Raw genomic sequence first — 23,799 nt, 5'->3', positions numbered from 1 at the left:
GGAGCGCACCATGACGACCTCTACCCTGCAAAATAATAAAGCTGTTGAACATCGCGTCATTAACAAACTGTTCCGTCGCTTGATCGTGTTTCTCTTTATCCTGTTTGTCTTCTCGTTTCTCGACCGCATTAACATTGGCTTTGCCGGGCTGACGATGGGAAAAGATCTGGGCCTGACGTCCACCATGTTTGGCCTGGCGGCAACGCTGTTTTACGTCACTTACGTGCTGTGTGGGATCCCGAGCAACATCATGCTGGCAAAGATCGGCGCACGCCGCTGGATCGCCGGGATCATGGTGGTGTGGGGCATTGCCTCGACCTGCACCATGTTCGCCACCAGCCCGCAGACGCTCTACGTCCTGCGTATGCTGGTGGGCATTGCCGAAGCCGGCTTCCTGCCGGGGATCCTGGTCTATCTCACCTGGTGGTTCCCGGCGTATCACCGTGCCCGCGCCAACGCGCTGTTTATGATTGCCATGCCGGTGACCATGATGCTTGGTTCGATCCTCTCCGGGTACATTCTGGCTATGGACGGGCTATGGAACCTGAAAGGCTGGCAGTGGCTGTTCCTGCTGGAAGGCCTGCCGTCCGTGGTGCTTGGCGTGGTGACCTGGTTCTTCCTTAACGACACGCCGGATCAGGCCACCTGGCTGGATGATGACGAAAAGCAGGCGCTCAAAACCATGATCGCCCGCGAGCAGGAGCTTGCCGTTGCGCATTCCGCCACGCCGCGCTCGACGCTACGTGAAGTATTGACCCCTGCGGTGCTGCTCTACACCCTGGCCTACTTCTGTCTGACCAACACGCTGAGTGCAATCAACATCTGGACGCCGCAGATCCTGCAAAGCTTTAACAGCCACAGCAGCAATATCGTGATCGGCCTGCTGGCGGCGATCCCGCAGTTTTGTACCATCCTCGGGATGATCTGGTGGAGCCGCCGCTCCGACAGGCTAAAAGAGCGAAAAAAGCACACCATCCTGCCGTATCTGTTCGCGGCGGCGGGATGGATGCTGGCCTCGGCGACGGATCACAGTCTGATCCAACTACTTGGCATCATCATGGCCTCAACCGGATCGTTTACCGCCATGGCGATATTCTGGACCACGCCGGATCAGGTTATTAGCCTGCAATCCCGCGCGGTGGCACTGGCGGTGATCAATGCCATCGGCAACGTGGGATCTGCCGTCAGCCCGCTGCTGATCGGCATTCTGCGTGATGCGACAGGAAGCTTCAGTTCAGGGCTGTGGTTTGTCGCCGGGCTGCTGGTGGTCGGTGCGCTGGTATTAACACGCATCCCGATGACGCACCGGGATCAGCAGAGGAGCGGCCATGTGCCAGAGCCCCATCGCCAACATTGATATCAGCAAGGAGTACGACGAAAGTCTGGGCACCGACGATGTGCACTACCAGTCGTTCGCGCGCATGGCGGCCTTTTTTGGCCGCGACATGCAGGCGCATCGTCACGACCAGTATTTTCAGATGCACTTTCTTGATACCGGGCAGATTGAGCTTCAGCTCGACGATCACCGCTATTCGGTGCAGGCGCCGCTTTTCGTCCTTACGCCACCGTCGGTGCCGCACGCGTTTATCACCGAATCTGACAGCGACGGGCATGTCCTGACCGTGCGCGAGGATCTGATCTGGCCGCTGCTGGAAGTGCTCTACCCCGGCACGCGTGAAACGTTCGGCCTGCCGGGGATCTGCTTGTCCCTGGCCGACAAACCGGATGAACTGGCGGCGCTGAAACACTACTGGCGGCTGATCGAACGCGAATCCACGGAACAGCTGCCCGGACGTGAACATACGCTGGCACTTTTGGCACAGGCGGTGTTCACCCTGCTGCTGCGCAACGCGAAGCTCGACGACCATGCTTCAGGCGGGATGCGCGGCGAGCTCAAACTTTTCCAGCGCTTTACACAGCTGATTGATGCGCATTACCACCAGCACTGGACGGTGCCGGAATATGCCAGCGAACTTCATCTCACCGAATCCCGTCTGACCGATATCTGCCGCCGCTTTGCCAACCGTCCGCCGAAGCGGCTGATCTTCGATCGTCAGCTGCGCGAAGCCAGACGGTTGCTGCTCTTCTCCGACAGCGCGGTCAGTGAGATTGCCTGGCAGCTCGGGTTTAAAGATCCGGCCTATTTTGCCCGCTTTTTTAACCGGTTAGTGGGGTGCTCACCCAGCAGCTATCGGGCGCAGAAAGTACCGGTGTCACCTGTTCCCCTCACCCCTGCCCTCTCCCAAAGGGAGAGGGAGTAACCGTCCCCTCTCCCTTTGGGAGAGGGTTAGGGTGAGGGAAATCACACTCTGCGATCTCTCGCGAAAAGTACCCGCCGTTGTCCCAATCGTCCCTTCACGTCTCGCCGCTCTCACGCTTCAATTAAACAACAAAAACAAAACATAAATTTAACAACCCTATTCCGATACGAGGTCCCTATGAAGCCAGAAGATTTCCGCGCTGATGCCAAACGCCCGTTAACCGGCGAAGAGTATTTAAAAAGCCTGCAGGACGGTCGTGAGATTTATATCTACGGCGAGCGCGTCAAAGACGTCACCACCCACCCGGCATTTCGTAATGCGGCAGCCTCCATCGCGCAGATGTACGATGCCCTGCACAAGCCGGACATGCAGGACACGCTGTGCTGGGGTACCGATACGGGCAGTGGCGGCTATACCCATAAGTTCTTCCGCGTGGCGAAAAGTGCCGACGACCTGCGCCAGCAGCGTGATGCCATCGCCGAGTGGTCGCGCCTGAGCTACGGCTGGATGGGTCGCACGCCGGATTACAAAGCGGCATTTGGTTGCGCGCTCGGCGCTAACCCGGCCTTCTACGGTCAGTTCGAGCAGAACGCTCGCAACTGGTACACCCGCATTCAGGAAACCGGCCTGTACTTCAACCACGCGATCGTTAACCCCCCGATCGATCGCCATAAACCCGCCGATGAAGTGAAAGATGTCTACATCAAGCTGGAGAAAGAGACCGACGCGGGAATTATTGTCAGCGGTGCGAAAGTGGTGGCCACCAACTCGGCGCTGACTCACTACAACATGATTGGCTTCGGCTCCGCGCAGGTGATGGGCGAAAACCCGGATTTCGCACTGATGTTCGTCGCCCCGATGGATGCCGAAGGCGTGAAGCTGATCTCCCGCGCCTCTTACGAGATGGTGGCAGGCGCAACCGGCTCTCCGTACGACTACCCGCTCTCCAGCCGCTTCGACGAGAACGACGCGATCCTGGTGATGGACAATGTGCTGATCCCGTGGGAAAACGTGCTGATCTACCGCGATTTCGACCGTTGCCGTCGCTGGACAATGGAAGGTGGCTTTGCCCGTATGTACCCGCTGCAGGCCTGCGTACGTCTGGCGGTGAAGCTCGACTTCATCACTGCCCTGCTGAAGAAATCCCTGGAGTGTACCGGTACCCTGGAGTTCCGCGGCGTGCAGGCAGATCTCGGCGAAGTGGTGGCTTGGCGCAACATGTTCTGGGCGCTGAGCGACTCCATGTGCTCTGAAGCCACGCCGTGGGTCAACGGTGCGTATCTGCCGGATCACGCCGCGCTGCAAACCTACCGCGTAATGGCACCAATGGCCTACGCGAAGATCAAGAACATCATCGAACGTAACGTGACGTCCGGTCTGATCTACCTGCCGTCCAGTGCCCGGGATCTGAACAACCCGCAGATCGACCAGTATCTGGCGAAATACGTGCGCGGCTCCAACGGTATGGATCACGTCGAACGCATCAAGATTTTAAAACTGATGTGGGACGCCATCGGCAGCGAATTTGGCGGCCGTCACGAGCTGTACGAAATCAACTACTCCGGTAGCCAGGATGAGATCCGCCTGCAGTGTCTGCGTCAGGCGCAGAGCTCCGGCAACATGGACAAGATGATGGCAATGGTCGACCGCTGCATGTCCGAGTACGACCAACACGGCTGGACGGTGCCGCACCTGCACAACAACAGCGATATAAACATGCTGGATAAGCTGCTGAAATAACGCAGCGGGAGATGACAATGCAATCAGAACAACGTCTGCGTTTTCGCGATGCGATGGCCAGCCTGTCGGCCGCAGTGAATGTTATCACCACCGAGGGTGAAGCAGGTCGCTGCGGGATCACCGCCACCGCCGTCTGCTCGGTAACGGACACGCCACCATCGCTGATGGTGTGCATCAACGCCAATAGCGCCATGAACCCGGTATTTCAGGGCAACGGCAGGCTGTGCGTTAACGTGCTGAACCACGAGCAGGAGATCATGGCTCGCCACTTCGCCGGAATGACCGGTATGGCCATGGAGGAGCGCTTTGCGCTCTCCTGCTGGCAGAACGGTGCGCTGGCACAACCGGTGCTGAAAGGCGCGCTGGCCAGCCTTGAGGGCGAGATAAGCCAGGTGCAAACCATCGGTACGCATCTTGTCTATCTCGTTGAAATTAAAAATATCATTCTCAGTGACGCGGAACATGGCCTGATCTACTTCAAACGCCGTTTTCACCCGGTCATGATGGAGACGGAAGCCGCAGTATAACCCCTCTCGCGCTGGCCTTTTTTTCCGGCCAGCGCCGCTTTCCACAAAAATTCCTAAGGTTTCCACTAAATCACGCCGTTATATAACCATAAGAGAAATTTTCTGTGCCTGAATACTGACATCTGTTGTCAGTGCCATCCGCATCATTCAGCGCATACACAAATATACAGGATGACCTTATGGCTAAAACGACGCGGAGCCGCTCGGCTGAACGTCTGGTCGATATTCTGGTTGAACTACATTTAAACGGTGTGGTAAACCGCAGTGCGCTAATGGAAAAATTTAAAATTACCGAGCGTACCGTCTACCGGGATTTAAATGCACTCTCTCCGATTGTTGAACATACCGGTAATGGGCTATATCGACTGATCCATTCTTCACAATCTCCCGGCGGACAAGGATTACATCACTCACTGGCTAACTTCCTGAATGCTGATAGCTTTTTCCCTGAAAGAAATACGGAATTCTGGCAGAAACTTGAAACACGCGTTGACGAAAACCATATTCTTATCCTTGGGAATGAAGCAGAACACACGGTACAACGCGATATTCGTCGTCATTTAGCGAAAATCGAGAAATCGATTAAGAACCATAATGTTTGCCAGATCGTTTATAAGAGTAAAACCCGTCTGATTAATCCCTATAAACTGATTAACAAAAAAAATATATGGTATTTACAAGCCACCGAGAATGGCAGACTGAAATCCTTCTCATTGAGTCAGATTAGCTGGCTTGATATTCATACGACCACCTTCACTCCTGAAGAGAATGCCCGCGAGCTGCTGGAAAAAAGCCTCGACCCCTGGGTGTCGGAAGATACTTTCGCAGTGAAAATATTTATTAAAAATAATATTTCACATTACTTCCTGCGCCGCGATCTCCTGCCGGAGCAAGAGTTGCTGGAGGAGCAACACGGCGGCGTCACGCTGCGCTGTCAGGCGGCACACGAAAATCAGATCTTGCCGCTGCTTTTCTACTGGCTGCCAGACATTCAGATCCTGGAGCCGAGCTGGCTTAAGGAGAAACTCATCCGAACACTGGAAAGCTACCTGGCAATGGAGAGCAGCGCGCATAACCAAGTGATCTCAATCACATAATTCCGACCGCTGGCGGCGAACCGGAACCACTCGCCGCCACCTTTGACCGCTTACCTGGCACTTTCAACCACTCATCCATTTACCCTCCTTTACACACGCGACGTTCTGGCAAGATCCCACCAGCATTAATCAACACCTCCTCACAACGAACCCTGACCCTTTTTTCTTTACATAAAAAACCAGGTCTATTATGGATACTAAAAAACTACTGAAGCACGTGCCCTGGGCCTTACTCGGGATCCTCGGCGCTTTTTGTCTGGCGGTTGTCGCATTACGCCGGGGCGAGCACGTAAGCGCCCTGTGGATCGTGGTCGCGTCGGTTTCCGTCTATCTTGTTGCTTATCGCTACTACAGCTTGTACATCGCGCAGAAGGTCATGAAGCTCGACCCGACGCGTGCCACTCCGGCGGTCATAAACAATGACGGCCTGAACTATGTGCCAACCAACCGCTACGTGCTGTTTGGTCACCACTTTGCCGCTATCGCTGGCGCTGGCCCGCTGGTCGGCCCGGTACTGGCCGCGCAGATGGGCTACCTGCCTGGCACCCTGTGGCTGCTCGCCGGTGTCGTGCTGGCGGGTGCGGTGCAGGACTTTATGGTGCTGTTTATCTCTTCTCGTCGTAACGGCGCCTCTCTGGGTGAGATGGTCAAAGAAGAGATGGGCCGCGTGCCGGGGACTATCGCCCTGTTCGGCTGCTTCCTGATTATGATCATCATCCTCGCGGTGCTTGCTCTGATCGTGGTGAAAGCCCTGGCTGAGAGTCCGTGGGGTGTCTTCACCGTCTGCTCTACCGTGCCGATTGCGCTGTTCATGGGTATCTACATGCGCTTCCTGCGCCCAGGACGCGTGGGTGAAGTGTCGGTGATTGGTATCGTGCTGCTGGTGGCCTCCATCTACTTCGGTGGCGTGATTGCGCACGACCCGTACTGGGGCCCGGCGCTGACCTTCAAGGACACCACCATCACCTTCGCGCTGATCGGTTATGCGTTTATCTCCGCTCTGCTGCCGGTATGGCTGATTCTGGCTCCGCGTGACTACCTGGCGACCTTCCTGAAAATCGGCGTGATCGTCGGTCTGGCGATCGGTATCCTGGTGATTAACCCGGATCTGAAAATGCCAGCAGTGACGCAGTACATCGACGGTACTGGCCCACTGTGGAAAGGCGCGCTGTTCCCGTTCCTGTTCATCACCATCGCGTGTGGTGCAGTTTCAGGCTTCCACGCGCTGATCTCTTCAGGTACCACACCTAAGCTGCTGGCGAACGAGAAAGACGCACGTCTGATCGGTTACGGTGCCATGCTGATGGAATCCTTCGTGGCGATCATGGCGCTGGTTGCTGCGTCCATTATCGAACCGGGTCTCTACTTCGCGATGAACACGCCTCCGGCGGGTCTGGGCATTACCATGCCAAACCTGCATGAGATGGGTGGTGACAACGCGGCACTGATTATGGCGCAGTTGAAAGACGCAAGCGCACATGCTGCAGCGACCGTCAGCTCCTGGGGCTTCGTGATTTCGCCTGAGCAGATCATGCAGACCGCGAAAGACATCGGCGAACCGTCCGTGCTGAACCGTGCAGGTGGTGCTCCAACGCTGGCTGTTGGTATCGCACACGTGTTCCACAAAGTGCTGCCATGGGCGGACATGGGCTTCTGGTACCACTTCGGTATTCTGTTTGAAGCCCTGTTCATCCTGACCGCGCTGGACGCCGGTACCCGTGCAGGCCGCTTCATGCTGCAGGATCTGCTGGGTAACTTCGTGCCGTTCCTGAAGAAAACCGACTCTCTGGTTGCGGGCGTTCTGGGCACGGCGGGCTGTGTTGGCCTGTGGGGTTACCTGCTGTATCAGGGCGTTGTCGACCCACTGGGCGGCGTGAAGAGCCTGTGGCCGCTGTTCGGTATCTCTAACCAGATGCTCGCAGCCGTTGCTCTGGTGCTCGGTACCGTTGTCCTCGTGAAGATGAAACGCACCAAATACATCTGGGTCACCGTGGTCCCTGCGCTGTGGCTGCTGCTCTGCACCACCTGGGCACTTGGCCTGAAACTGTTCAGTGCCAACCCGCAGCTGGAAGGCTTCTTCTTTATGGCTAACCAGTACAAAGAGAAGATTGCCGCAGGCGGCGCAGACCTGACTGCGCAGCAGATTGCCAACATGAACCATATCGTGGTGAACAACTACACCAACGCGGGTCTGAGTATTCTGTTCCTGGTGGTGGTGTACAGCATCATCTTCTACGGCATCAAAACCTGGCTGAAAGTGCGTAACGCCGAGGGTCGTACGGATAAAGAAACCCCGTATGTACCGGTGCCGGAAGGCGGCGTGAAGACCTCTTCACACCATTAATGACGTCATATCCAGCCCCGCTTCGGCGGGGCTTTGTTCTTATCAGGACACGTTATGTTTGGTAACTTAGGCGAAGCAAAAAAATACCTCGGTCAGGCGGCGAAAATGCTGATTGGCATTCCGGACTATGACAACTACGTTGAGCATATGAAGACCAATCATCCGGATAAGCCGTACATGACCTACACCGAATTCTTCCGCGAGCGTCAGGAAGCGCGCTACGGCGGAAGTGGAGAAGGCGGCGTCCGCTGCTGCTAAAGGAGACACCATGACCCCGATTGCCGTCACCCTGCTGACCGGTTTCCTCGGCGCAGGTAAAACCACCCTGCTGCGCCATATTCTGAACGAGCAGCACGGCTTCAAAATCGCCGTTATCGAAAACGAGTTTGGCGAAGTTTCGGTAGACGATCAGCTGATCGGCGATCGCGCCACGCAGATCAAAACCCTGACCAACGGCTGCATTTGCTGCACCCGCTCTAACGAACTGGAAGACGCTCTGCTGGACCTGCTCGACAGCCGCGATCGTGGTGACATCAATTTCGACCGCCTGGTGATTGAATGCACCGGTATGGCTGACCCCGGCCCAATTATTCAGACCTTTTTCTCCCATGAGATCCTCTGCCAGCGCTACCTGCTGGACGGCGTGATTGCGCTTGTCGATGCCGTCCACGCCGACGAACAGATGAATCAGTTCACCATTGCTCAGTCTCAGGTGGGTTATGCCGACCGCATTCTGCTGACCAAAACCGACGTGGCGGGCGAGAGCGAAAAACTGCGCGAGCGCCTGACGCGCATCAACTCCCGCGCCCCGATTTACACGGTGACGCACGGGGATATCGACCTGTCTCAACTGTTCAACACCAACGGCTTTATGCTGGAAGAGAACGTCACCACGAAGCCGCGCTTTCACTTTATGGCCGACAAGCAAAACGACGTGGCGTCGATTGTGGTCGAGCTCGATTACCCGGTGGATATCAGCGACGTGTCCCGCGTCATGGAGAACCTGCTGCTGTCGTTTGCCGACAAGCTTTTGCGCTACAAAGGGATGCTGTGGATAGACGGTGAACCAAACCGCCTGCTGTTCCAGGGTGTGCAGCGCCTGTACAGCGCTGACTGGGACAGGCCGTGGGGTGAGGAAACACCACGCAGCGTGATGGTGTTTATTGGCATCCAGCTGCCGGAAGAGGAGATTCGGGCGGCATTTGCGGGACTACAGAAATAAACGCTATGCATCCCCTCTGCCCAGTAATTTATTAACCTGAAGCGATGAGCTTTGTATCAGGAAAATGAATAAATTACAGCGATGTCCTGGTCCGGCTGTAAATCGCCGAGGCGTTTCCGTAAGGCCGGGGCGAGGCGCAGGGATGCGCCGAGAGGGCGTGGCCTGCAGGGATGCAGGCTCATGCCCGACCCGATAGCCTGAAGGAATAAGCTGAGGGCACCGCGAAGCGGCGATTTACCGCCGGGAGCCCGGGTCGCCAGGGTGGTGGCGAGTGAGCCACCCTGGCACGTTCACAGGTCATGCCGTTACAGAGTAGCAAGGAACATAAAGTGAACGGAATAACCTCCACTGCCATATGTTCCCCCTCACCCCAGCCCTCTCCCTCAAGGGAGAGGGGGCCGTCTGTGCAGGCATTATTTTGTGGGGATACTTATTTCACCGCCTCCGGCAGCGTCACAATCCACAGCTCGCTGTCTGAGTCCGGCTTCTTCAGCGGCTTCACGCTGAGCGTGGTTTCTACCGGTTTATCATCCAGCGTCAGCTTACCTTCTGCGTTCACCCGATAATCCTTGAGCTTCTTGCCCTCGACCGGGTTTTGCATCGCCACCTTTACGCCAAAGTCGTTATCGTTCGCCACTGCCAGCGTTTTGCTGTCGATCAGCGCCAGCCCTTCGGCCTTCTCCTGCTGCCAGCCGAGGGCGCGTAAATCAACGACCTGCGTTTTCACCGCAAGGGTTATGCCGCGCTGCGCCAGGGTCTTCTCATCATCAAACTCCGGGTACTCGCCCGGCTTGTCAAAGGCGGAAAGGTCGCTCGCCTTGCTGAGATCCACCTTGTAGATCAGGTTACGCATCCCGTCGTTTTTATCGCTTCCCTGCTCAATCAGCAGGATGTGCTGGTCATCGAGCGCCACAATGTCGCCAATTTTGGCATCACTGTTTTTACTGTAGGCGGAGCTATCGATGGGATAGCCGTACATCGCGGTTTTCCCGGTCGCCGGGTCGAAGCTGACGAGACGCGTAAACAGCGCCTGTTTTTTACTTTTACCGTCGATATCCAGCGTGCTTTGCACAGCGGCAATAATGCGTCCGTCAGGCATACGGGTCAGACCTTCAAAGCCCCGGTTCGGTTGACGCCATTTGATAATGTTTGGCAGACCGCCCGCGATGGATTTTTCCCCTTCCGCCGCCTGCGGCCCATGAATAGCCAGGATTTTCCCACTACTGTCGACGTTTATCAGGAACGGACCATACTCGTCGCACAGCCAGTATCCGCCTTTGCCGTCCGGCGTGATGCCTTCCGTGTCCAGCCCGCGGTTGTCACCCTTCAGCGTCTTTAACGTGTCGCTGAATGCCACTTCATTGGTGGAGCCAATCACGCCGCTTTGCAGCGGTAGCCCGTTAATCTCGCCTTTATCGTCGTGCAGAGGGCGGGCATCAATGGCCTCGGCTTTACCGTCTTGTACACGGATGGTCATCAGCAGCGGCGCGAAATCCGGCGTAACAAAAATTTTGGCTTCGTTTTTACCCATTTTTGGCGCGTCCGCATTCGGACCGCGATCGGTAACCGTCACGAAGGTCAGCGCATCGCCCTGCTTGCCGGTGAACAACAGGCCAGAACCGATTCCGACAGGAAGTCCATGCGGGAAAGCATCCGCAAACGCCCCGCTGTAGTTCACGTGGGAGCCTTCGGGAAAGCTAACGACATAGTGTTCAGCCGTGGGCTGCGCCGCCAGGCCAGAGAAAGAGAGCGCACAACCGATAAGTACAGGAATAATTTTTCTTTTCATATTGTTAGCATCCATAGAGTGAAGCCAACACCGTAAAGAATCAACGTGTCAGAAAAATGACATTGCGAGGAAACAGGGCCGAGCAGTTGAACGTATAGTCAGCGCCAGAAATGTAATTTTTTGTGGTTTTGTATGACACCCGAAACATTTCTGGAAATTATTAGAAATGCCATTAATGCATTCCGAATGATTATCCCCGCCTCGTTCAGTTTATGTTTAGTCAAAAAATTAAACTGTTCTTAAACAGCAGAAAATCACGCGTTGACACCCCTAAAACAAAACACTTTCATAACAACTTGAGCAATAAAATTAACATTTACAGTATAAAAAGTTGATCCTAACCACATTTGCAGTCATAAACATCGCTTGTTAAGGTGCCGTAAGATTAATTTGATGACGAGGCATAAAACATGAAAAAACTGAATATCCTTCTTCTTTCTGCTCTGACCGCTATCTCGGGTTCCGCACTGGCGATGGGTGGCAGCATTGAGCAGGGTAAAAACTTTACCAACCTCAATCTGGAAATGGGTAAATCCTCGTCTGGCCTGTATGCCGAAAGCAACTGGCTTAAAAACACTGACGACGGCACCCAGACAGGTGGAGTGGGTGCAGGTTACAACCTGGAAGTCGGCCCGGTCATGCTGAATGCGGGCGCGAAGGCGATCTACCTTGGCCCGAAAAAAGGCGATAACGGCGTGGCGTTCCCGATTGGTGGCGGCGTTAACGTTGCCCTGACCGACAGCATTCACGTATTTGGTGAAGGTTATGTCGCGCCAGAAGGTCTGAACAACAGCGTGAAAAACTACGTTGAAGCCAATGGCGGCGTAAGCTGGACGCCAATTACGCCAGTGACCCTGAAAGTGGGTTACCGTCACGTGAGCGTAGATGGCAAAGACGGCCGTCCTGGCCATACGCTGATTGACGGCGCCTATGTGGGCGGCGGCGTGAGCTTCTAAGGCTCCGCACAGATAAAAAACCTGCCGTCTGGCAGGTTTTTTATTACCTCTTACTTACGCACTACTACCAGCTTCTGGTTCACAAACTCTTTGATCCCCAGATCCGACAGCTCGCGTCCGTAGCCGGAGCGCTTCACCCCGCCGAACGGCAGCTCTGGCGCGGTATCGGTGAGCCAGTTGATATACACCATCCCTGTTTCAATCCGCGACGCCATTTTCTTCGCGCGCTCGATATTCTGACTGAATACCGCCCCGCCCAGGCCGTAGTGGGAGTCGTTGGCCAACGCAACCGCCTCGTCATCGTTTTTCACCACGAACATCTGCGCCACCGGGCCGAAGAACTCTTCGAAATACGCCGGGTTGTCGCACGAGATAGTCGTCAGGATCGTCGGCTCGAAGAAACTCCCGTCTCGCGGCACCGGTTTGCCGCCATAGTGCAGCGTCGCACCGTTTTTCACCGCTTCGTTAACCTGTCTGGTCAGCGTTTCCAGGGCATCTTTAGACGACAGCGGCCCCAGCGTGGTGCTTTCGTCCAGCGGATCGCCAATCTTCACCTGCTTAAACGCCTCGGTGAATTTGCTGAGGAAGGCATCTGCAATTTTCTCGTGCAGGATAAAGCGCTTCGCCGCGGTGCAGACCTGCCCGGCGTTGTTGAGTCGCGCATTCACGCCAATCTTCACGGCTTTATCCAGGTCCGCATCATCAAGCACCACGAAGACGTCGTTACCACCTAGCTCAAGGGTCGATTTCTTAATGTGCTTCGCCGCCTGCGCAGCCACGACGCTACCGGCTTTTTCGGAACCGGTCAGCGCGGCGCCCTGCACGCGATCGTCGGCGATGATGTTCGCCACCTGATCGGACGAGATAAACAGGTTAGTCCACGCCCCTTCCGGTACCCCCGCTTCGCGCACCAGATGGGCAAACGCCTCGGCGCAGTGCGGCACGATGCTGGCATGTTTTGCCAGCACGGGGTTACCCGCCGCCAGGTTCGGCGCCAGAACGCGCATTAGCTGGTAATACGGGAAGTTCCACGGCTCGACGGCCATCAGCACGCCGATGGGGTGATACTCCACCCACGCTTCCCCGAGTTCAGACTCATACTTCACCGGGGCCAGGAATTGTTTCGCGTTATCAGCATAATAGCGGGCGATTTTCGCACACAGCTTCACCTCACCGCGGCTCTGTTCGATGAGCTTACCCATCTCCTGGCTGGCGATTTTAGCCAGCTCCTCGGTGCGCTGGTCGATCAGGTCGGCAAGCTTATGCAGTACCGGGAGGCGCTGGCTGATGTCGCCTTTCGCCCATTCTGAATGGTAGAGCGCATCGGCCGCCTTCAGTGCTGCTTCGATATCCGCGTCGGTATGAGAGGGGTATTCTTTGATGAGATGGTTAGTGGCAGGATTTACTGTCTGATAAGCCATGTCGAATCTCCTTGTTTTACCGCTTAGGGTATTAAGGGTAGTCAACGTGACTGGCTATGGACGTAAAGTTGGGTATATCCGGAAGGTTCTTAATGAAGCGCTGCCAGACGGTTGTCTGACGTGGTATAAAAAACCTCCAGAAGGAGTTCCCATGACCAATACCCGACATATCCGCCAGACGTTTCACCGCGCCTCAGGACTTGAGCTGCGAAGCACGTGGCAGAGCACGCAGGCGTACAAACGTCATTGTCATCCTCAGCTCTCCATTGGCGCGATAGTAGAAGGCCAGACCTGCTGCATGTGCCATGACAGAGAGTACATCCTCCAGCCCGGGGACCTGATTGTGATCCCAGCTTATATGCCGCACAGCTGCAACCCCGTCGCCGGAAAGCCGCGCAGCTACCACATGCTCTATATCGACACCGGGCTTCCTCTGGCGCTTCAGGTGATTCGCAACCCTGTGCTCTTTAAGTACTATCTTGATATTGCGGAGACGATGTCTCCGGCATCCGTCGACAGGCTGCTTTCTGCCCTTCCCCGCTGTGCGGATAATGCAGAAGCGCTTCGCTCAACCAGCCAGCAGGTTCAGGAGGCATTTCTTTCCGATCTCGCCAGCCCGCCTTCCCTAGACGAACTTGCCCAACGATTCTCGCTGCGCAAGGAGACGCTGATCCGCACTTTCAGACAGGATACCGGCCTGACGCCGGGGAGCTTCCTCAATATCTCCCGAGTAGAGTATGCCAAAGCGCGGCTGCGCGCCGGGGATAATATCGCCGACGTCGGCTACCAGAGCGGGTTTGCCGACCAGAGCCATTTTCACAAGACCTTCGTGAGCTATACCGCCGCCACGCCGCGCCAGTACGCCACGGGCCGATCAATATCAGACAATAAATAGGTTCTGCGTTTCCGTAGTCTGTACCCGGTTTTGCATTCTGAGGTCGCTATGGAACTGTTCTTCCCTTCCGCTTTTCTCGCCCTGGCGCTGGCGCATTTTGTTGCCCTGTTAAGCCCGGGGCCGGATTTCTTCCTGCTTGTGGGCTACTCGGCGCGCTATCGGTTACGCGGCAGCGCCGGGCTGTGCGTCGGCATCGCTACGGGCAACGGGTTGTATATCTTACTGGTCATTATCGGCTGGAGCGCGCTGCGCCAGTTTACGTGGCTATTTACGCTTATCGAGCTTTGCGGGGCGCTGTACCTGCTATGGATCGGCTCGCATCTGGTGCGCAGCCGACCGCAGGCACTGGCGCTGAATGAAACTCACCAGCGCTTCCCTTCACTGCGTAAGCAGATTCTTTTGGGGCTCGGTTCCGCGCTGCTTAATCCGAAGAATGCGTTGTTCTATCTGGCGCTGATGACGGCGCTACTGGGACCGGACGTCACGCTGCTTCAGCAGGCGACCTGCGGCGTCTGGATGGTGATGGTGGTTCTGGTGTGGGATCTGGCGCTGGTGTCGCTGATGGGGCTATCGGCGGTGCAACAGAAGCTCAGCCGTTCGCTGTGGTTGATTGAGCGCGCGGCAGGAGTAGTGCTGATGGGGTTTGGTGGGTGGGTGTTGTGGCGGTTGCTATGAAAGGATTTTCACAGGCCCTTCTTAAACCCCTAACCGATAATCCCAGTCATCCGTATGAATAACGTTGCCGTCACGGTAATGCCAGGTAATCTTTTCATAACGAAGCAAAACAAGCTCAAGATGCCCCTGTTTTTCATGATAAGTATCTTTCACGTCATGCATCAATGAAAACAATGTGACGATATTTACCGCTTCCAGCGTTATCGTGAAATAGATTTCTTCCTGACCGGCATCGTTGATTCGATAAAGGTCGATAGCCACTTTCCTGAGTGTGCCTCCCGTACTCAGTGCTTTGTATAGCAGAACACTGGAAGCATCAATTTCCTTTTCAATAAGAAATGGGCGATGCTGGCATTTACTCAACACTCTGCCATTATGAAGATCAGAGTTATAACTTACGTTATGATAGAGTCCTAAGACTTCAATCTGGTTTTCACGGTCTTTAACCTTTACGCTACCTTTTATGATATTACCCGCATCGTCCGTTAAGGACATATATCCTGGGATGGCCATTTAATTATCCTTTTCGAATGGAACTGAGTTTTCAACAGTAGCGATCATAACAGCGAGACATCTTTTACCCTTAGGGTTGTTAACCTTAAAAATTTCCCTGATTGAATCTACATAAAGCTTATTACTCTCTGCTTCTGTCTCCGGAAAATTAGCAAAAGAGCAGATTTGTTCAATAGTGAGCAACGGTTTATCGTCTTTTAAGATTGCTAAGACTCCCTCAGGGTTATGTGGGATGGCTTCTGAAAGCGCCGCCTTTAAATCTTCAGCGGTACCGGCGTCCACCCCGGGTTCGATGGCACTCGCTACGACTAACCATGCATGGGCTCCTTTACTTATCTCCGGAATTACATGGTTCCACCATTCCGACCCTTCACTATCATTTGAATACAGATTATCCACAACACTCCTGGCGCCTTTGTTATTTATCATCTGCATAATCTGCTCAGGAGAGTGATCTTTTGCCAATAACACTACTGAAAAACACGAGAAGAAAAAAACAATGAAATATTTCATCATCTCACCACCAGTATTGTGTCACCCGAATTATAAATCAGATGACGCTTATCCTGTCCATTCATAATAATGCAACCTGCTGACGCAGAACCTGGCGGTTGCCCTTTCTTATCACCATGAATTTGAAAATAACTCCTACCAAAAGTATTGGTCCCCGCTATAGGTTCAAGAATAATCGCCTCAGCACTTTTGTGATTATTCCATCCGGCAATAAAATAAATACCACGTGGAACAGGGCCTTTGTTTCGTTGCCGTTCACACTCAGGTTTGTCTTTCGATTCACCGGCACCGCTATAGCAGCGGGCAATAAACTCACCATTGTGACTTAATATCCCTGTAGAAATCTCATATTCCCATGTCATTAACCTTGCTCCCTGTCATTAAAATTAACCCACCTTAATATTAATAAAGAGCAAAAATTACCACATCAATCACAAAACCTTACATTCGAGAAGAGTTAAGCACAAAAAATATAGAAAAATTAATAATGAATAATTGTAATGTATATATTTATCGGATAATAAATGTCTGTTCATTTTAAGACACCTCCCCATACACCAGCTTTGCATTTTTCGTTCAATTCCCTCTATCCTTACCCCATGGAAAAAATTACTGAACTCAAGCGCGCCAAGCTGTTGGCGCTGTCGCTGCTACTGCTGGCCTCTGCGGCGTTTATCACCACCCTGTTCCTGCCGCAGACCTTCTGGGTGCGCGGCGTGAAGGCCATTGCCGAGGCGGCGATGGTCGGCGCGCTGGCAGACTGGTTTGCCGTGGTTGCGCTGTTCCGCAGAGTGCCCATTCCCTTCATCTCGCGCCATACGGCAATTATCCCGCGCAATAAGGACAGGATCGGCGACAATCTCGGCCAGTTCGTGCAGGAAAAATTTCTTGATACCCAGTCGCTGGTGGCGTTGATCCGCCGCTATGAACCCGCACAGATGATCGGTGCCTGGTTCAGTAAACCAGACAACGCCCAGCGCGTCGGGCTGCATCTGATGCAGGTGATGAGCGGTTTTCTCGAACTCACCGACGACGGACGTATCCAGCGTCTGCTCAAGCGCGCGGTGCATAAAGCCATCGACAAGGTCGACTTCACCGAAACCAGCGCCGTGATCCTCGAAAGCATGACCAGAAATAACCGCCACCAGGTGCTGCTGGACGCCATCATCAACCGCCTGATTACCCTGATTCAGCGGGAAAGCACGCGGGACTTTATTGCCGACCAGATTGTCCACTGGCTGAAGACCGAGCATCCGCGCAAGGCGATGGTGCTTCCCACCGAGTGGCTAGGTGACCAGAGTGCGGAGATGGTATCGAACGCGGTAAATACGCTGCTGGACGATATCAGCCACGACCGCACGCACCAGATCCGCCAGGCGTTCGACCGCGCCACGTTGAAGCTTATCGACAACCTGAAAAATGACCCGGAGATGGCGGCGAAAGCCGACAACATCAAGCACTATCTGAAGAACGATGAGGCGTTTAACCGCTATCTGGGGGAAATGTGGGCCGACCTGCGCCAGTGGCTGAAAGCGGATATGCAAAGTGAGGATTCGCGCGTGAAGCAGCGCATCGCCAACGCCGGGCTGTGGTTTGGCGAAACGCTGTCAAACGACGCCAGCCTGCGGGCGTCGCTGAACGAGCATCTGGAGCAGGCCGCGCATCGCCTGGCGCCGGATTTCGCCGCGTTCCTGACCCGGCACATCAGCGACACGGTGAAAAGCTGGGATGCCAAAGATATGTCCCGCCAGATTGAACTGAATATTGGCAAGGATCTGCAGTTCATCCGCGTCAACGGCACGCTGGTGGGCGGGACGATTGGCCTGATCCTGTTTTTACTCTCGCAACTCCCCGTCGTACTGAGTTTCTAATCTTCATTGGGCGGCGCGATAACGTAGCGCGTCGCCTCGAAGCGATTGAGGATCAGGTGTACCAGAAAGATCATCGTCAGCGTCGCCACAAGCGAAAAGGTGACGGAGGTGATGCGATAGAGATCGCTGAACACCAGGTCAGTGTCCGGGTGCATGTTCTGCCCGAACATAATGCCGATGGTGGTGATGCTGGAAAACCCCACCCCGGCCCCCACTTTCTCCATCACATGCAGACGCGCACCAAACGCCAGGCCGAGGCCAATAAGTGGCATCATCAGCAGCATATGGCTGCTGTGATCGTAGAGGATAAGCTGGACGACAAGAATATAGAGACAGCCCAGCACTACGCCGACCACGCGCCAGATGGAGCTCATCACCGCGCCGCGATAGTGCATCGGGAACAGAATCAATATCCCCGCCATCAGCGCCGAGAGCGAATCGCTTAAATCGCTAATCTGAAACACCACGAATATCAGCGTCGCGACGATGCCGGAGAGCAGCGACTCGTGTCGCACCCGGGCGTCGTCTTTCTCAATCAGCGGTGGCGGCTTGCGTGGCTCCACATCCGGCAGGAGATAGTTCATCAGCGCGCTCAGGCATACCGCCATGATGCTCGCTTCGATGTTGGAAAACAAAAGCGTGTGCCAGTTGGTGGTGGGGTAACTCATAAAGTTGAGCATCACGCTCTGACACACCACCCCCATCGAACCGAACAGGAACAATGGCCCCTTGCTCATAAAGCGAAAACGCATCACGTACAGGGCAAACACCACCAGCGTCATAATAAGCGGCCATTGCGACAGATAGCCGATGATAATCACCATTTCAACGCAGTTTAGCGATGCGCTGAAGATAAACTGCTTCGCCACGTGGCGGTTAAACACCGGGACCAGCGACAGAAGCATGATCGGGTAGACCACATAAAACACGCCGTAGCTGGTGTTGTAGAAACTCGAGATGCTCAGGGCAATCATCCCGGCAAACACGATTCGCAGGGTCTGACGAAAATCGTTTGCCGTGTAGACGATATTACCGTGCGGGGTAAATACCCGCGCCAGCGTATTAATAGACATAGTGCAGCAGGCTTACCAGGTGGATCTGCATCCCGGAGAAGAAGCGCGCAAACGGGCCTTCACTGTTGTAGAGCTGCACGGTCGCGCGTGCCCCGGTTGGCAGATGCTTCGGCAGCGTTTCATCCAGCGTCACGTGAATGCGCATCCGCTGGGCATCACGTACCCAGCGGTTAGAGGTTTCCGGCTCTGACAGTTGGCCGTTAACGGCCTCCTGGCCCGCAAGGATCCCCGCATCGCTGCTGGTCACGTGGGCGCGAAAGACGTGCCCCGGAAAGGCGTCAAACACCACGGCCGCGTCGGTGCCCTGATGGGTATGACGCAGGCTTTTTTCACGGAAGTCGGCCACGATATCGGTCTGGTTGTTCACCAGCGCCAGCGCGGCTGAGCCTGACGAGGCATAGAAACCGGGGCTTAACTGCAGGTTACTCACCGTACCGTCCGCCTGCGCGTAGACCTTCGTCCAGCCTAGATTAAGCTCTGCGTCATCCAGCGCGTTACGGTATTTTTGCAGCGTCACGTTGCGGTGCTCGTCCCGCTCGCCGCGCTGGATGCGAAGGTTCTGGATATTGGCCTGAATCGAACTGACAGACTGTTCGCTGCTCTGCCAGGTGGTGCGGACTTTATCCAGATCCGCCTGCGAAACGTTCTGCAGGGTGCTCAGCTTCTGATAACGATCAAACGTGACTTTGTCGTTACGCGCGGTCAGCACGGCGGTTTTCAGGTTGGCCTGCGCGGCGGCGATTTGCGCATCCAGCTGTTCGTTGGAAAGACGTGCCTGCTCCAGCGCAATTTGCGCCGCTTCCACTTTATTGCGAAACGGCGTGTCATCCAGTTCAAAGAGCAGATCGCCTTTCTTCACCTGGCTGTTGTTATGCACGTGAACTGCCGCCACGTAGCCGGAGACGCGCGGAGAAACCGGCGTCACCACACGCATCACGGTGGAATCTGGCGTCAACGGGATCCAGATATCCGCGACGATAAAGTAGACAAACATCAGCAGGAAAGAGGCAATACTCACCCTTACCCAGCGGGCAAACTTTTGTTCAGGTGTCATTATTTTTCGATCTTGTTATCTTCTTCGCGGATTGTCCGCAAATTGCAGGCGAATTGATTCAGGGTGGCGCTGAAAATGTCAATATGCTCCGGCGCGATGTTTTGCGATACACGCGTCTGATATGTCTCAATCACCTGAGTAAGCCTTTTTAATATGGCCTTTCCCTCAGGCGTCAGCGTCAGAAGCCGGATACGCTTGTCATAAGGCGATACGGAGCGCAGCAGGTATCCCTGCTTTTCCAGCTGTGTCAGAGTGCGCATCAGCGGCGGCAGTTCAATCCCCTGCATCTCCGCCAGTTCACTCACCGAGACGTTATCCCCAAGTTGATGAAGCTGCATCATTACTGTCCAGCTCGACTGGGTTAATCCGGTATCGAGAATGGCATCGTCAATGACGGCACGCCACTGACGCACGATCATTGCCATCCGCATGCCCATCGGCCTGCGGCTAAACAGATCTTCTTCACTCATGGGGAAACCTCTCATCACACGCGGTCACGATAATAGTTATCAGGGTAAGTATCAAGAAACGAGAGGTAAAAGCGCAGGAATTGCGAAAACGATATTCTCCCTCTCCCACAGGGAGAGGGCTGGGGTGAGGGGGAACATACGACTCTGGTGGTCATTCCGTTCACTTTATGTTCATTGCTACTCTATAACAGCATGACCTGTGAACGTGCCAGGGCGGCTCAATCGCCGCCGCCCTGGCAACCCGGGCTCCCGGCGGTAAATCGCCGCTTCGCGGTACCCTCAGCTTATTCCTTCAGGCTATCGGGTCGGGCATGAGCCTGCATCCCTGCAGGCCACGCCCTCTCGGCGCATCCCTGCGCCTCGCCCCGGCCTTACGGAAACGCTTCGGCGATTTACAGCCGGACCAGGGAGTTGCTGTAAGCCGTTAATTTTGCCGAAGAAACGTTAATCGCTTCAGGTAAAAAATTACTGGGATTCCTCAGCCCGCAGCGGAGTTTAGCGGCTAAAAAGCCTCTTTACAGCGCTCTTCCCCGAAGCCGTCACCACCACCTCCCGATACCCCGCCACCCGCTGGATCCAGCCTTTACTTTCCAAATGAGTAAGCAGCGCCGCGCCCGCCTCTCCGCCAAGATGAAACCGCCGCTCGCTCCAGTCGAGACAGGCGCAGCAGGCCTTCCGCCGCGGATGAGCGCTTAACGAAATGCCGAGCGTCAGGAACTGCTCCCGGCCATACAGGGTCAGCGCTAAACCGTCTGCCTCCAGCCAGCCTTCAGCCTGCATGAAATCGTAGATCTGCACCGCCACCGTACCCGCCAGATGGTCGTAGCAGGTCCGGGCTTCCCGCATGGCTTTCGGCGCGGTGGTTTCCGGTGGAGTAATGCGGCTCCACGAAAGCCCCATCATCTGCTCCACCAGCGCCGCCACGTCGTGCCCGGCAAGGCGATAATAGCGATGCCTCCCTTGCGACAGGCAAGTAATCAGTTGCCCTTCAAGCAGCCGGGCGAGATGCCCGCTGGCGGTCGACGGTGCGACATCTGCCGCCGCGCTCAGTTCGGTAGCCGTCCACGCGCGCCCGTCCATCAGCGCGCAGAGCATCTTCACGCGCGACGGATCGGCCATTGCCGCCGCCACCGCTGCAATGGCCTGTTCCAGCACCGCACTGTTATCTGGCGGTAAGCTCGTTTTTAACATGGGTCGCCCAGGGTTCGGTGATCTCTGCGGCCAGCTTATCATCATCCGTCAGCAGAATAAGGTGATTTGCGTGGTCGCTATACTGAGTAAGAATAGACACACCGCGTGCCGCCAGCGCCGCCGCAATGTCGCCTAACTCGCCAGGCCGCTCCTGCCTGAGTTTCCTGATAATCGGCTTGCGCACCGCCTGCACGGTAAATCCTGCCGCCATCAGAACACGTTGCGCTTTTTCTCCATCCTCAACGAGAAAATGGGCATCGGTACCAAATACGCCACCGCCCTCCAGCCCCACGCCGTTGCGGCCTAACAGTTGCCCAAAGCGCGCCAGTTCACCGGGCCTGTCGCTGAAAATCACGTGAAGGTCATACATCGGCATGCCCTCCGGTTTCGGAACTATACTCCCGCACCATCTGCGCCACCCGAATGCGGTAGTACGCAAAAATTGACTCCCGTCCTTCAGCCTGCGCCGCCTGGTGAAAAACGTTCTGCTTCCAGTGACGGATAGCCTCTTCGTCACGCCACCAGGAAAGGGACAGAATTTTGCCGTCGGTGGTCAGGCTCTGAAAACGTTCGATATCAATAAAGCCGTCGATGTCGGCCAGCAAAGGCTTAAGCTCTGCGGCAAGCTGAAGATAGCGCGCCTGATGGGCTGGCGCGGCTTTGGCTTCGAAAATAACTGCGATCATGAGGGTCTCTCCGTGGTGATGTTGAGGAGAGCATGCGGGATGGATAAGCACAATGCTTCGGTAAATAGCGAAGTTTTAGCCCAGAATTGACCTCGGCTCCATAAACGCCCGAATCCCCCACTCGCCCATCTCACGCCCCACGCCAGAGTGCTTAAACCCGCCGAACGGTGCTTTCGGTTCATGAACAAGTGTGTTTATCAGCACGCGACCGGAGACAATCTGCTGCGCCACGCGACGCGCACGCTCAACATCACCGCCCAGCACCATCGCGCTCAGGCCGTAGTCGGTGTCGTTGGCAATGGCGACAGCCTCCGCCTCGTCCTGATAGGGGATCACGCACAGCACCGGGCCAAAAATCTCGTCGCGGGCAATCGTCATCTGGTTATTCACGTCCGCAAACAGCGTCGGGCGCACAAACCAGCCGTCCTGCGTGCCTTCCGGTCGCCCTTCACCGCCCGCCAGCAGGCGTGCCCCCTCTTCTGTGCCCTTGCGGATATAGCCCTGCACCCGCTGCCACTGCTTTTCGCTGACCATCGGGCCGACATCCGTTTCGCTATCGCGCGGGTCACCGGATTTCACCGCCGCCACTGCCTGCGCCAGCGCGGTTTCGATCTCAAACTTACGCGACTGCGGCACCAGAATGCGCGTTCCGGCCACACACCCCTGCCCGCTGTTCATAAACCCGGCCTGAATCACAAGCGGGATCGCCTGAACCAGATCCACATCATCCAGCAGGACCGTCGGCGATTTACCGCCTAACTCCAGGGTCACGCGCTTAAAGCTTTCCGCCGCGTTGCGCAGGATAGCCTTACCGGTATTCGTCGAACCGGTGAACGAAATTTTTGCCACGTCCGGATGGCGGCTGATGGTGTCACCCACCGTCTCGCCGCGCCCGGTGACGATATTAAACACGCCCGGCGGCAGCGCGGCATCACGCAGCGCTTCGGTGACAATCTGGGTTTGCAGGGCGCACATTTCGCTCGGCTTGATAACTGCCGTACAGCCCGCTGCCAACGCGGTTGCCAGCTTGCCGCAGATAAAGCCCGCGTCGCTGTTCCACGGCGTAATCAGCCCGGCTACACCCAGCGGGGTCATCTGCACCGTTGCTACGCCTGCGAGGGTAACGAATTCAAACGCCTCCTGCGCCTCTATCGCCTGAGCAATAACATCTGCCGGATAGCTGGCCATCCACGCCGAGCGCGAGGCCGGCGCGCCGTACTCTTCGATGACGGCTTCCAGCAAATCGTCATGACGGGCCACCACAGCCGCGTGCATACGCTTCAGCGCTGCGATGCGCTCCTGCTTTGTGGTCTGCGACCACGCCGGAAAGGCCGCTTTTGCCGCCGCAATGGCGCGCTCTGCGTCAACCTCATCCGCCAGGCAAACCTGCCCTATGACCTGCGCCGTCGCCGGGTTGTACAAATCAAACCGTTCGGTGCCGTGCGGGGTAACAAATTCGCCGTTAATAAAGATCTGTTCGATAGTGTGCATATAACCCTCC

The 23,799-nt window shown here is 55.6% G+C and carries 24 protein-coding genes; 12 read left to right on the top strand and 12 right to left on the bottom strand.

The genetic code is table 11. The annotated features are described in order from the left end of the window. Window positions 1–10 precede the first annotated feature (10 nt). The 8 genes from hpaX (at window position 11) to yjiA (ending at window position 9,191) form a co-directional block, all read left to right on the top strand. Window positions 11–1,357, top strand: a complete 1,347-nt coding sequence (gene hpaX / locus ACLHV9_RS03045) for a 4-hydroxyphenylacetate permease (protein WP_108089512.1) — start codon at window positions 11–13, stop codon at window positions 1,355–1,357. Continuing rightward, complete coding sequence (gene hpaA, locus ACLHV9_RS03040) at window positions 1,329–2,261, top strand: 4-hydroxyphenylacetate catabolism regulatory protein HpaA (RefSeq protein ID WP_108089511.1); 933 nt, start codon at window positions 1,329–1,331, stop codon at window positions 2,259–2,261. Before hpaX ends, hpaA begins: the two co-directional genes overlap by 29 nt. Before the next feature lie 177 nt (window positions 2,262–2,438). Further along, entirely contained in the window at window positions 2,439–4,001 is a 1,563-nt protein-coding gene (gene hpaB / locus ACLHV9_RS03035; RefSeq protein ID WP_028015397.1) for a 4-hydroxyphenylacetate 3-monooxygenase, oxygenase component, read from the top strand. Window positions 4,002–4,018: 17 nt separating this feature from the next. Next, entirely contained in the window at window positions 4,019–4,528 is a 510-nt protein-coding gene (locus ACLHV9_RS03030) for a 4-hydroxyphenylacetate 3-monooxygenase reductase subunit (protein WP_028016553.1), read from the top strand. A 179-nt stretch (window positions 4,529–4,707) separates the two neighbouring features. Next, entirely contained in the window at window positions 4,708–5,625 is a 918-nt protein-coding gene (locus ACLHV9_RS03025) for a helix-turn-helix transcriptional regulator (protein WP_028016552.1), read from the top strand. Window positions 5,626–5,815: 190 nt separating this feature from the next. Beyond that, window positions 5,816–7,969 carry a carbon starvation CstA family protein gene (locus tag ACLHV9_RS03020; protein ID WP_028016551.1) on the top strand — a complete coding sequence of 718 codons (2,154 nt, stop codon included), beginning with the start codon at window positions 5,816–5,818 and terminating at the stop codon, window positions 7,967–7,969. Between the two features lie 54 nt (window positions 7,970–8,023). Beyond that, window positions 8,024–8,227, top strand: a complete 204-nt coding sequence (locus tag ACLHV9_RS03015; RefSeq protein ID WP_003856610.1) for a YbdD/YjiX family protein — start codon at window positions 8,024–8,026, stop codon at window positions 8,225–8,227. 10 nt (window positions 8,228–8,237) lie between these two features. Next, entirely contained in the window at window positions 8,238–9,191 is a 954-nt protein-coding gene (gene yjiA / locus ACLHV9_RS03010) for a GTPase (protein WP_108089510.1), read from the top strand. A 430-nt stretch (window positions 9,192–9,621) separates the two neighbouring features. Here the strand turns inward: yjiA and ACLHV9_RS03005 are convergent, their stop codons facing one another. Next, window positions 9,622–10,980 (bottom strand): esterase-like activity of phytase family protein, encoded by a 1,359-nt coding sequence (locus tag ACLHV9_RS03005; RefSeq protein WP_133175272.1) that lies wholly within the window; start codon window positions 10,978–10,980, stop codon window positions 9,622–9,624. Between the two features lie 410 nt (window positions 10,981–11,390). On the opposite strand from ACLHV9_RS03005, the gene ACLHV9_RS03000 reads away from it, so the two are divergent. Continuing rightward, window positions 11,391–11,936, top strand: a complete 546-nt coding sequence (locus ACLHV9_RS03000) for a YfaZ family outer membrane protein (RefSeq protein WP_028016547.1) — start codon at window positions 11,391–11,393, stop codon at window positions 11,934–11,936. Window positions 11,937–11,986: 50 nt separating this feature from the next. Here the strand turns inward: ACLHV9_RS03000 and ACLHV9_RS02995 are convergent, their stop codons facing one another. Continuing rightward, a complete protein-coding gene (locus tag ACLHV9_RS02995; RefSeq protein WP_407220164.1) occupies window positions 11,987–13,357 on the bottom strand; it encodes an NAD-dependent succinate-semialdehyde dehydrogenase in 1,371 nt (456 codons plus the stop codon). Between the two features lie 151 nt (window positions 13,358–13,508). Here ACLHV9_RS02995 and ACLHV9_RS02990 point away from each other — a divergent pair, with 151 nt between their 5' ends. Together ACLHV9_RS02990 and ACLHV9_RS02985 are read left to right on the top strand one after the other, a co-directional pair. Continuing rightward, the gene (locus ACLHV9_RS02990) at window positions 13,509–14,252 is read left to right on the top strand and encodes a helix-turn-helix domain-containing protein (RefSeq protein WP_108089508.1); all 744 of its coding nucleotides are present in this window, start codon (window positions 13,509–13,511) and stop codon (window positions 14,250–14,252) included. Window positions 14,253–14,300: 48 nt separating this feature from the next. Beyond that, window positions 14,301–14,927 carry a LysE family translocator gene (locus tag ACLHV9_RS02985; RefSeq protein WP_028016544.1) on the top strand — a complete coding sequence of 209 codons (627 nt, stop codon included), beginning with the start codon at window positions 14,301–14,303 and terminating at the stop codon, window positions 14,925–14,927. 21 nt (window positions 14,928–14,948) lie between these two features. Here the strand turns inward: ACLHV9_RS02985 and tssD are convergent, their stop codons facing one another. From tssD to ACLHV9_RS02970, 3 genes are read right to left on the bottom strand one after another with little or no spacing between them, the layout of a single operon-like run. Next, window positions 14,949–15,440, bottom strand: a complete 492-nt coding sequence (tssD, locus tag ACLHV9_RS02980) for a type VI secretion system tube protein TssD (RefSeq protein ID WP_028016543.1) — start codon at window positions 15,438–15,440, stop codon at window positions 14,949–14,951. Beyond that, complete coding sequence (locus ACLHV9_RS02975) at window positions 15,441–15,956, bottom strand: hypothetical protein (protein ID WP_229255525.1); 516 nt, start codon at window positions 15,954–15,956, stop codon at window positions 15,441–15,443. Further along, window positions 15,953–16,315 (bottom strand): tlde1 domain-containing protein, encoded by a 363-nt coding sequence (locus tag ACLHV9_RS02970; protein WP_407220163.1) that lies wholly within the window; start codon window positions 16,313–16,315, stop codon window positions 15,953–15,955. Before ACLHV9_RS02970 ends, ACLHV9_RS02975 begins: the two co-directional genes overlap by 4 nt. A gap of 237 nt (window positions 16,316–16,552) precedes the next feature. Here ACLHV9_RS02970 and ACLHV9_RS02965 point away from each other — a divergent pair, with 237 nt between their 5' ends. Then, window positions 16,553–17,824: a DUF445 domain-containing protein gene (locus ACLHV9_RS02965; protein WP_028016540.1), complete on the top strand. Its 1,272-nt coding sequence runs from the start codon at window positions 16,553–16,555 to the stop codon at window positions 17,822–17,824. Here the strand turns inward: ACLHV9_RS02965 and ACLHV9_RS02960 are convergent. The 7 genes from ACLHV9_RS02960 to ACLHV9_RS02930 all read right to left on the bottom strand — a co-directional run bounded on the left by ACLHV9_RS02960 (window position 17,821) and on the right by ACLHV9_RS02930 (window position 23,789). After that, window positions 17,821–18,897 (bottom strand): DUF2955 domain-containing protein, encoded by a 1,077-nt coding sequence (locus ACLHV9_RS02960; RefSeq protein ID WP_028016539.1) that lies wholly within the window; start codon window positions 18,895–18,897, stop codon window positions 17,821–17,823. The genes ACLHV9_RS02965 and ACLHV9_RS02960 overlap by 4 nt on opposite strands. Then, the gene (locus tag ACLHV9_RS02955; RefSeq protein WP_028016538.1) at window positions 18,887–19,954 is read right to left on the bottom strand and encodes an HlyD family secretion protein; all 1,068 of its coding nucleotides are present in this window, start codon (window positions 19,952–19,954) and stop codon (window positions 18,887–18,889) included. Before ACLHV9_RS02955 ends, ACLHV9_RS02960 begins: the two co-directional genes overlap by 11 nt. Then, on the bottom strand, window positions 19,951–20,421 hold the full coding sequence (locus tag ACLHV9_RS02950; protein WP_049006216.1) for a MarR family winged helix-turn-helix transcriptional regulator: 471 nt from the start codon (window positions 20,419–20,421) through the stop codon (window positions 19,951–19,953). The genes ACLHV9_RS02955 and ACLHV9_RS02950 overlap by 4 nt, the downstream gene beginning before the upstream one ends. Window positions 20,422–20,916: 495 nt before the next feature. Then, entirely contained in the window at window positions 20,917–21,612 is a 696-nt protein-coding gene (locus ACLHV9_RS02945; RefSeq protein WP_108089507.1) for an ArsR/SmtB family transcription factor, read from the bottom strand. After that, the gene (locus ACLHV9_RS02940) at window positions 21,584–21,982 is read right to left on the bottom strand and encodes an amino acid-binding protein (protein WP_108089506.1); all 399 of its coding nucleotides are present in this window, start codon (window positions 21,980–21,982) and stop codon (window positions 21,584–21,586) included. Before ACLHV9_RS02940 ends, ACLHV9_RS02945 begins: the two co-directional genes overlap by 29 nt. Next, complete coding sequence (locus ACLHV9_RS02935; protein WP_108089505.1) at window positions 21,975–22,298, bottom strand: antibiotic biosynthesis monooxygenase family protein; 324 nt, start codon at window positions 22,296–22,298, stop codon at window positions 21,975–21,977. The genes ACLHV9_RS02940 and ACLHV9_RS02935 overlap by 8 nt, the downstream gene beginning before the upstream one ends. A gap of 75 nt (window positions 22,299–22,373) precedes the next feature. Then, window positions 22,374–23,789: an aldehyde dehydrogenase family protein gene (locus ACLHV9_RS02930; protein WP_108089504.1), complete on the bottom strand. Its 1,416-nt coding sequence runs from the start codon at window positions 23,787–23,789 to the stop codon at window positions 22,374–22,376. Window positions 23,790–23,799: the final 10 nt, after the last annotated feature.

The sequence above is a fragment of the Enterobacter sp. CPE_E890 genome (assembly GCF_046521475.1).
In the GTDB taxonomy this organism is placed as follows: domain Bacteria; phylum Pseudomonadota; class Gammaproteobacteria; order Enterobacterales; family Enterobacteriaceae; genus Enterobacter; species Enterobacter adelaidei.
Note: the sequence above shows the minus strand (reverse complement) of the source record. Positions and strands in the feature narration are given on the sequence as shown.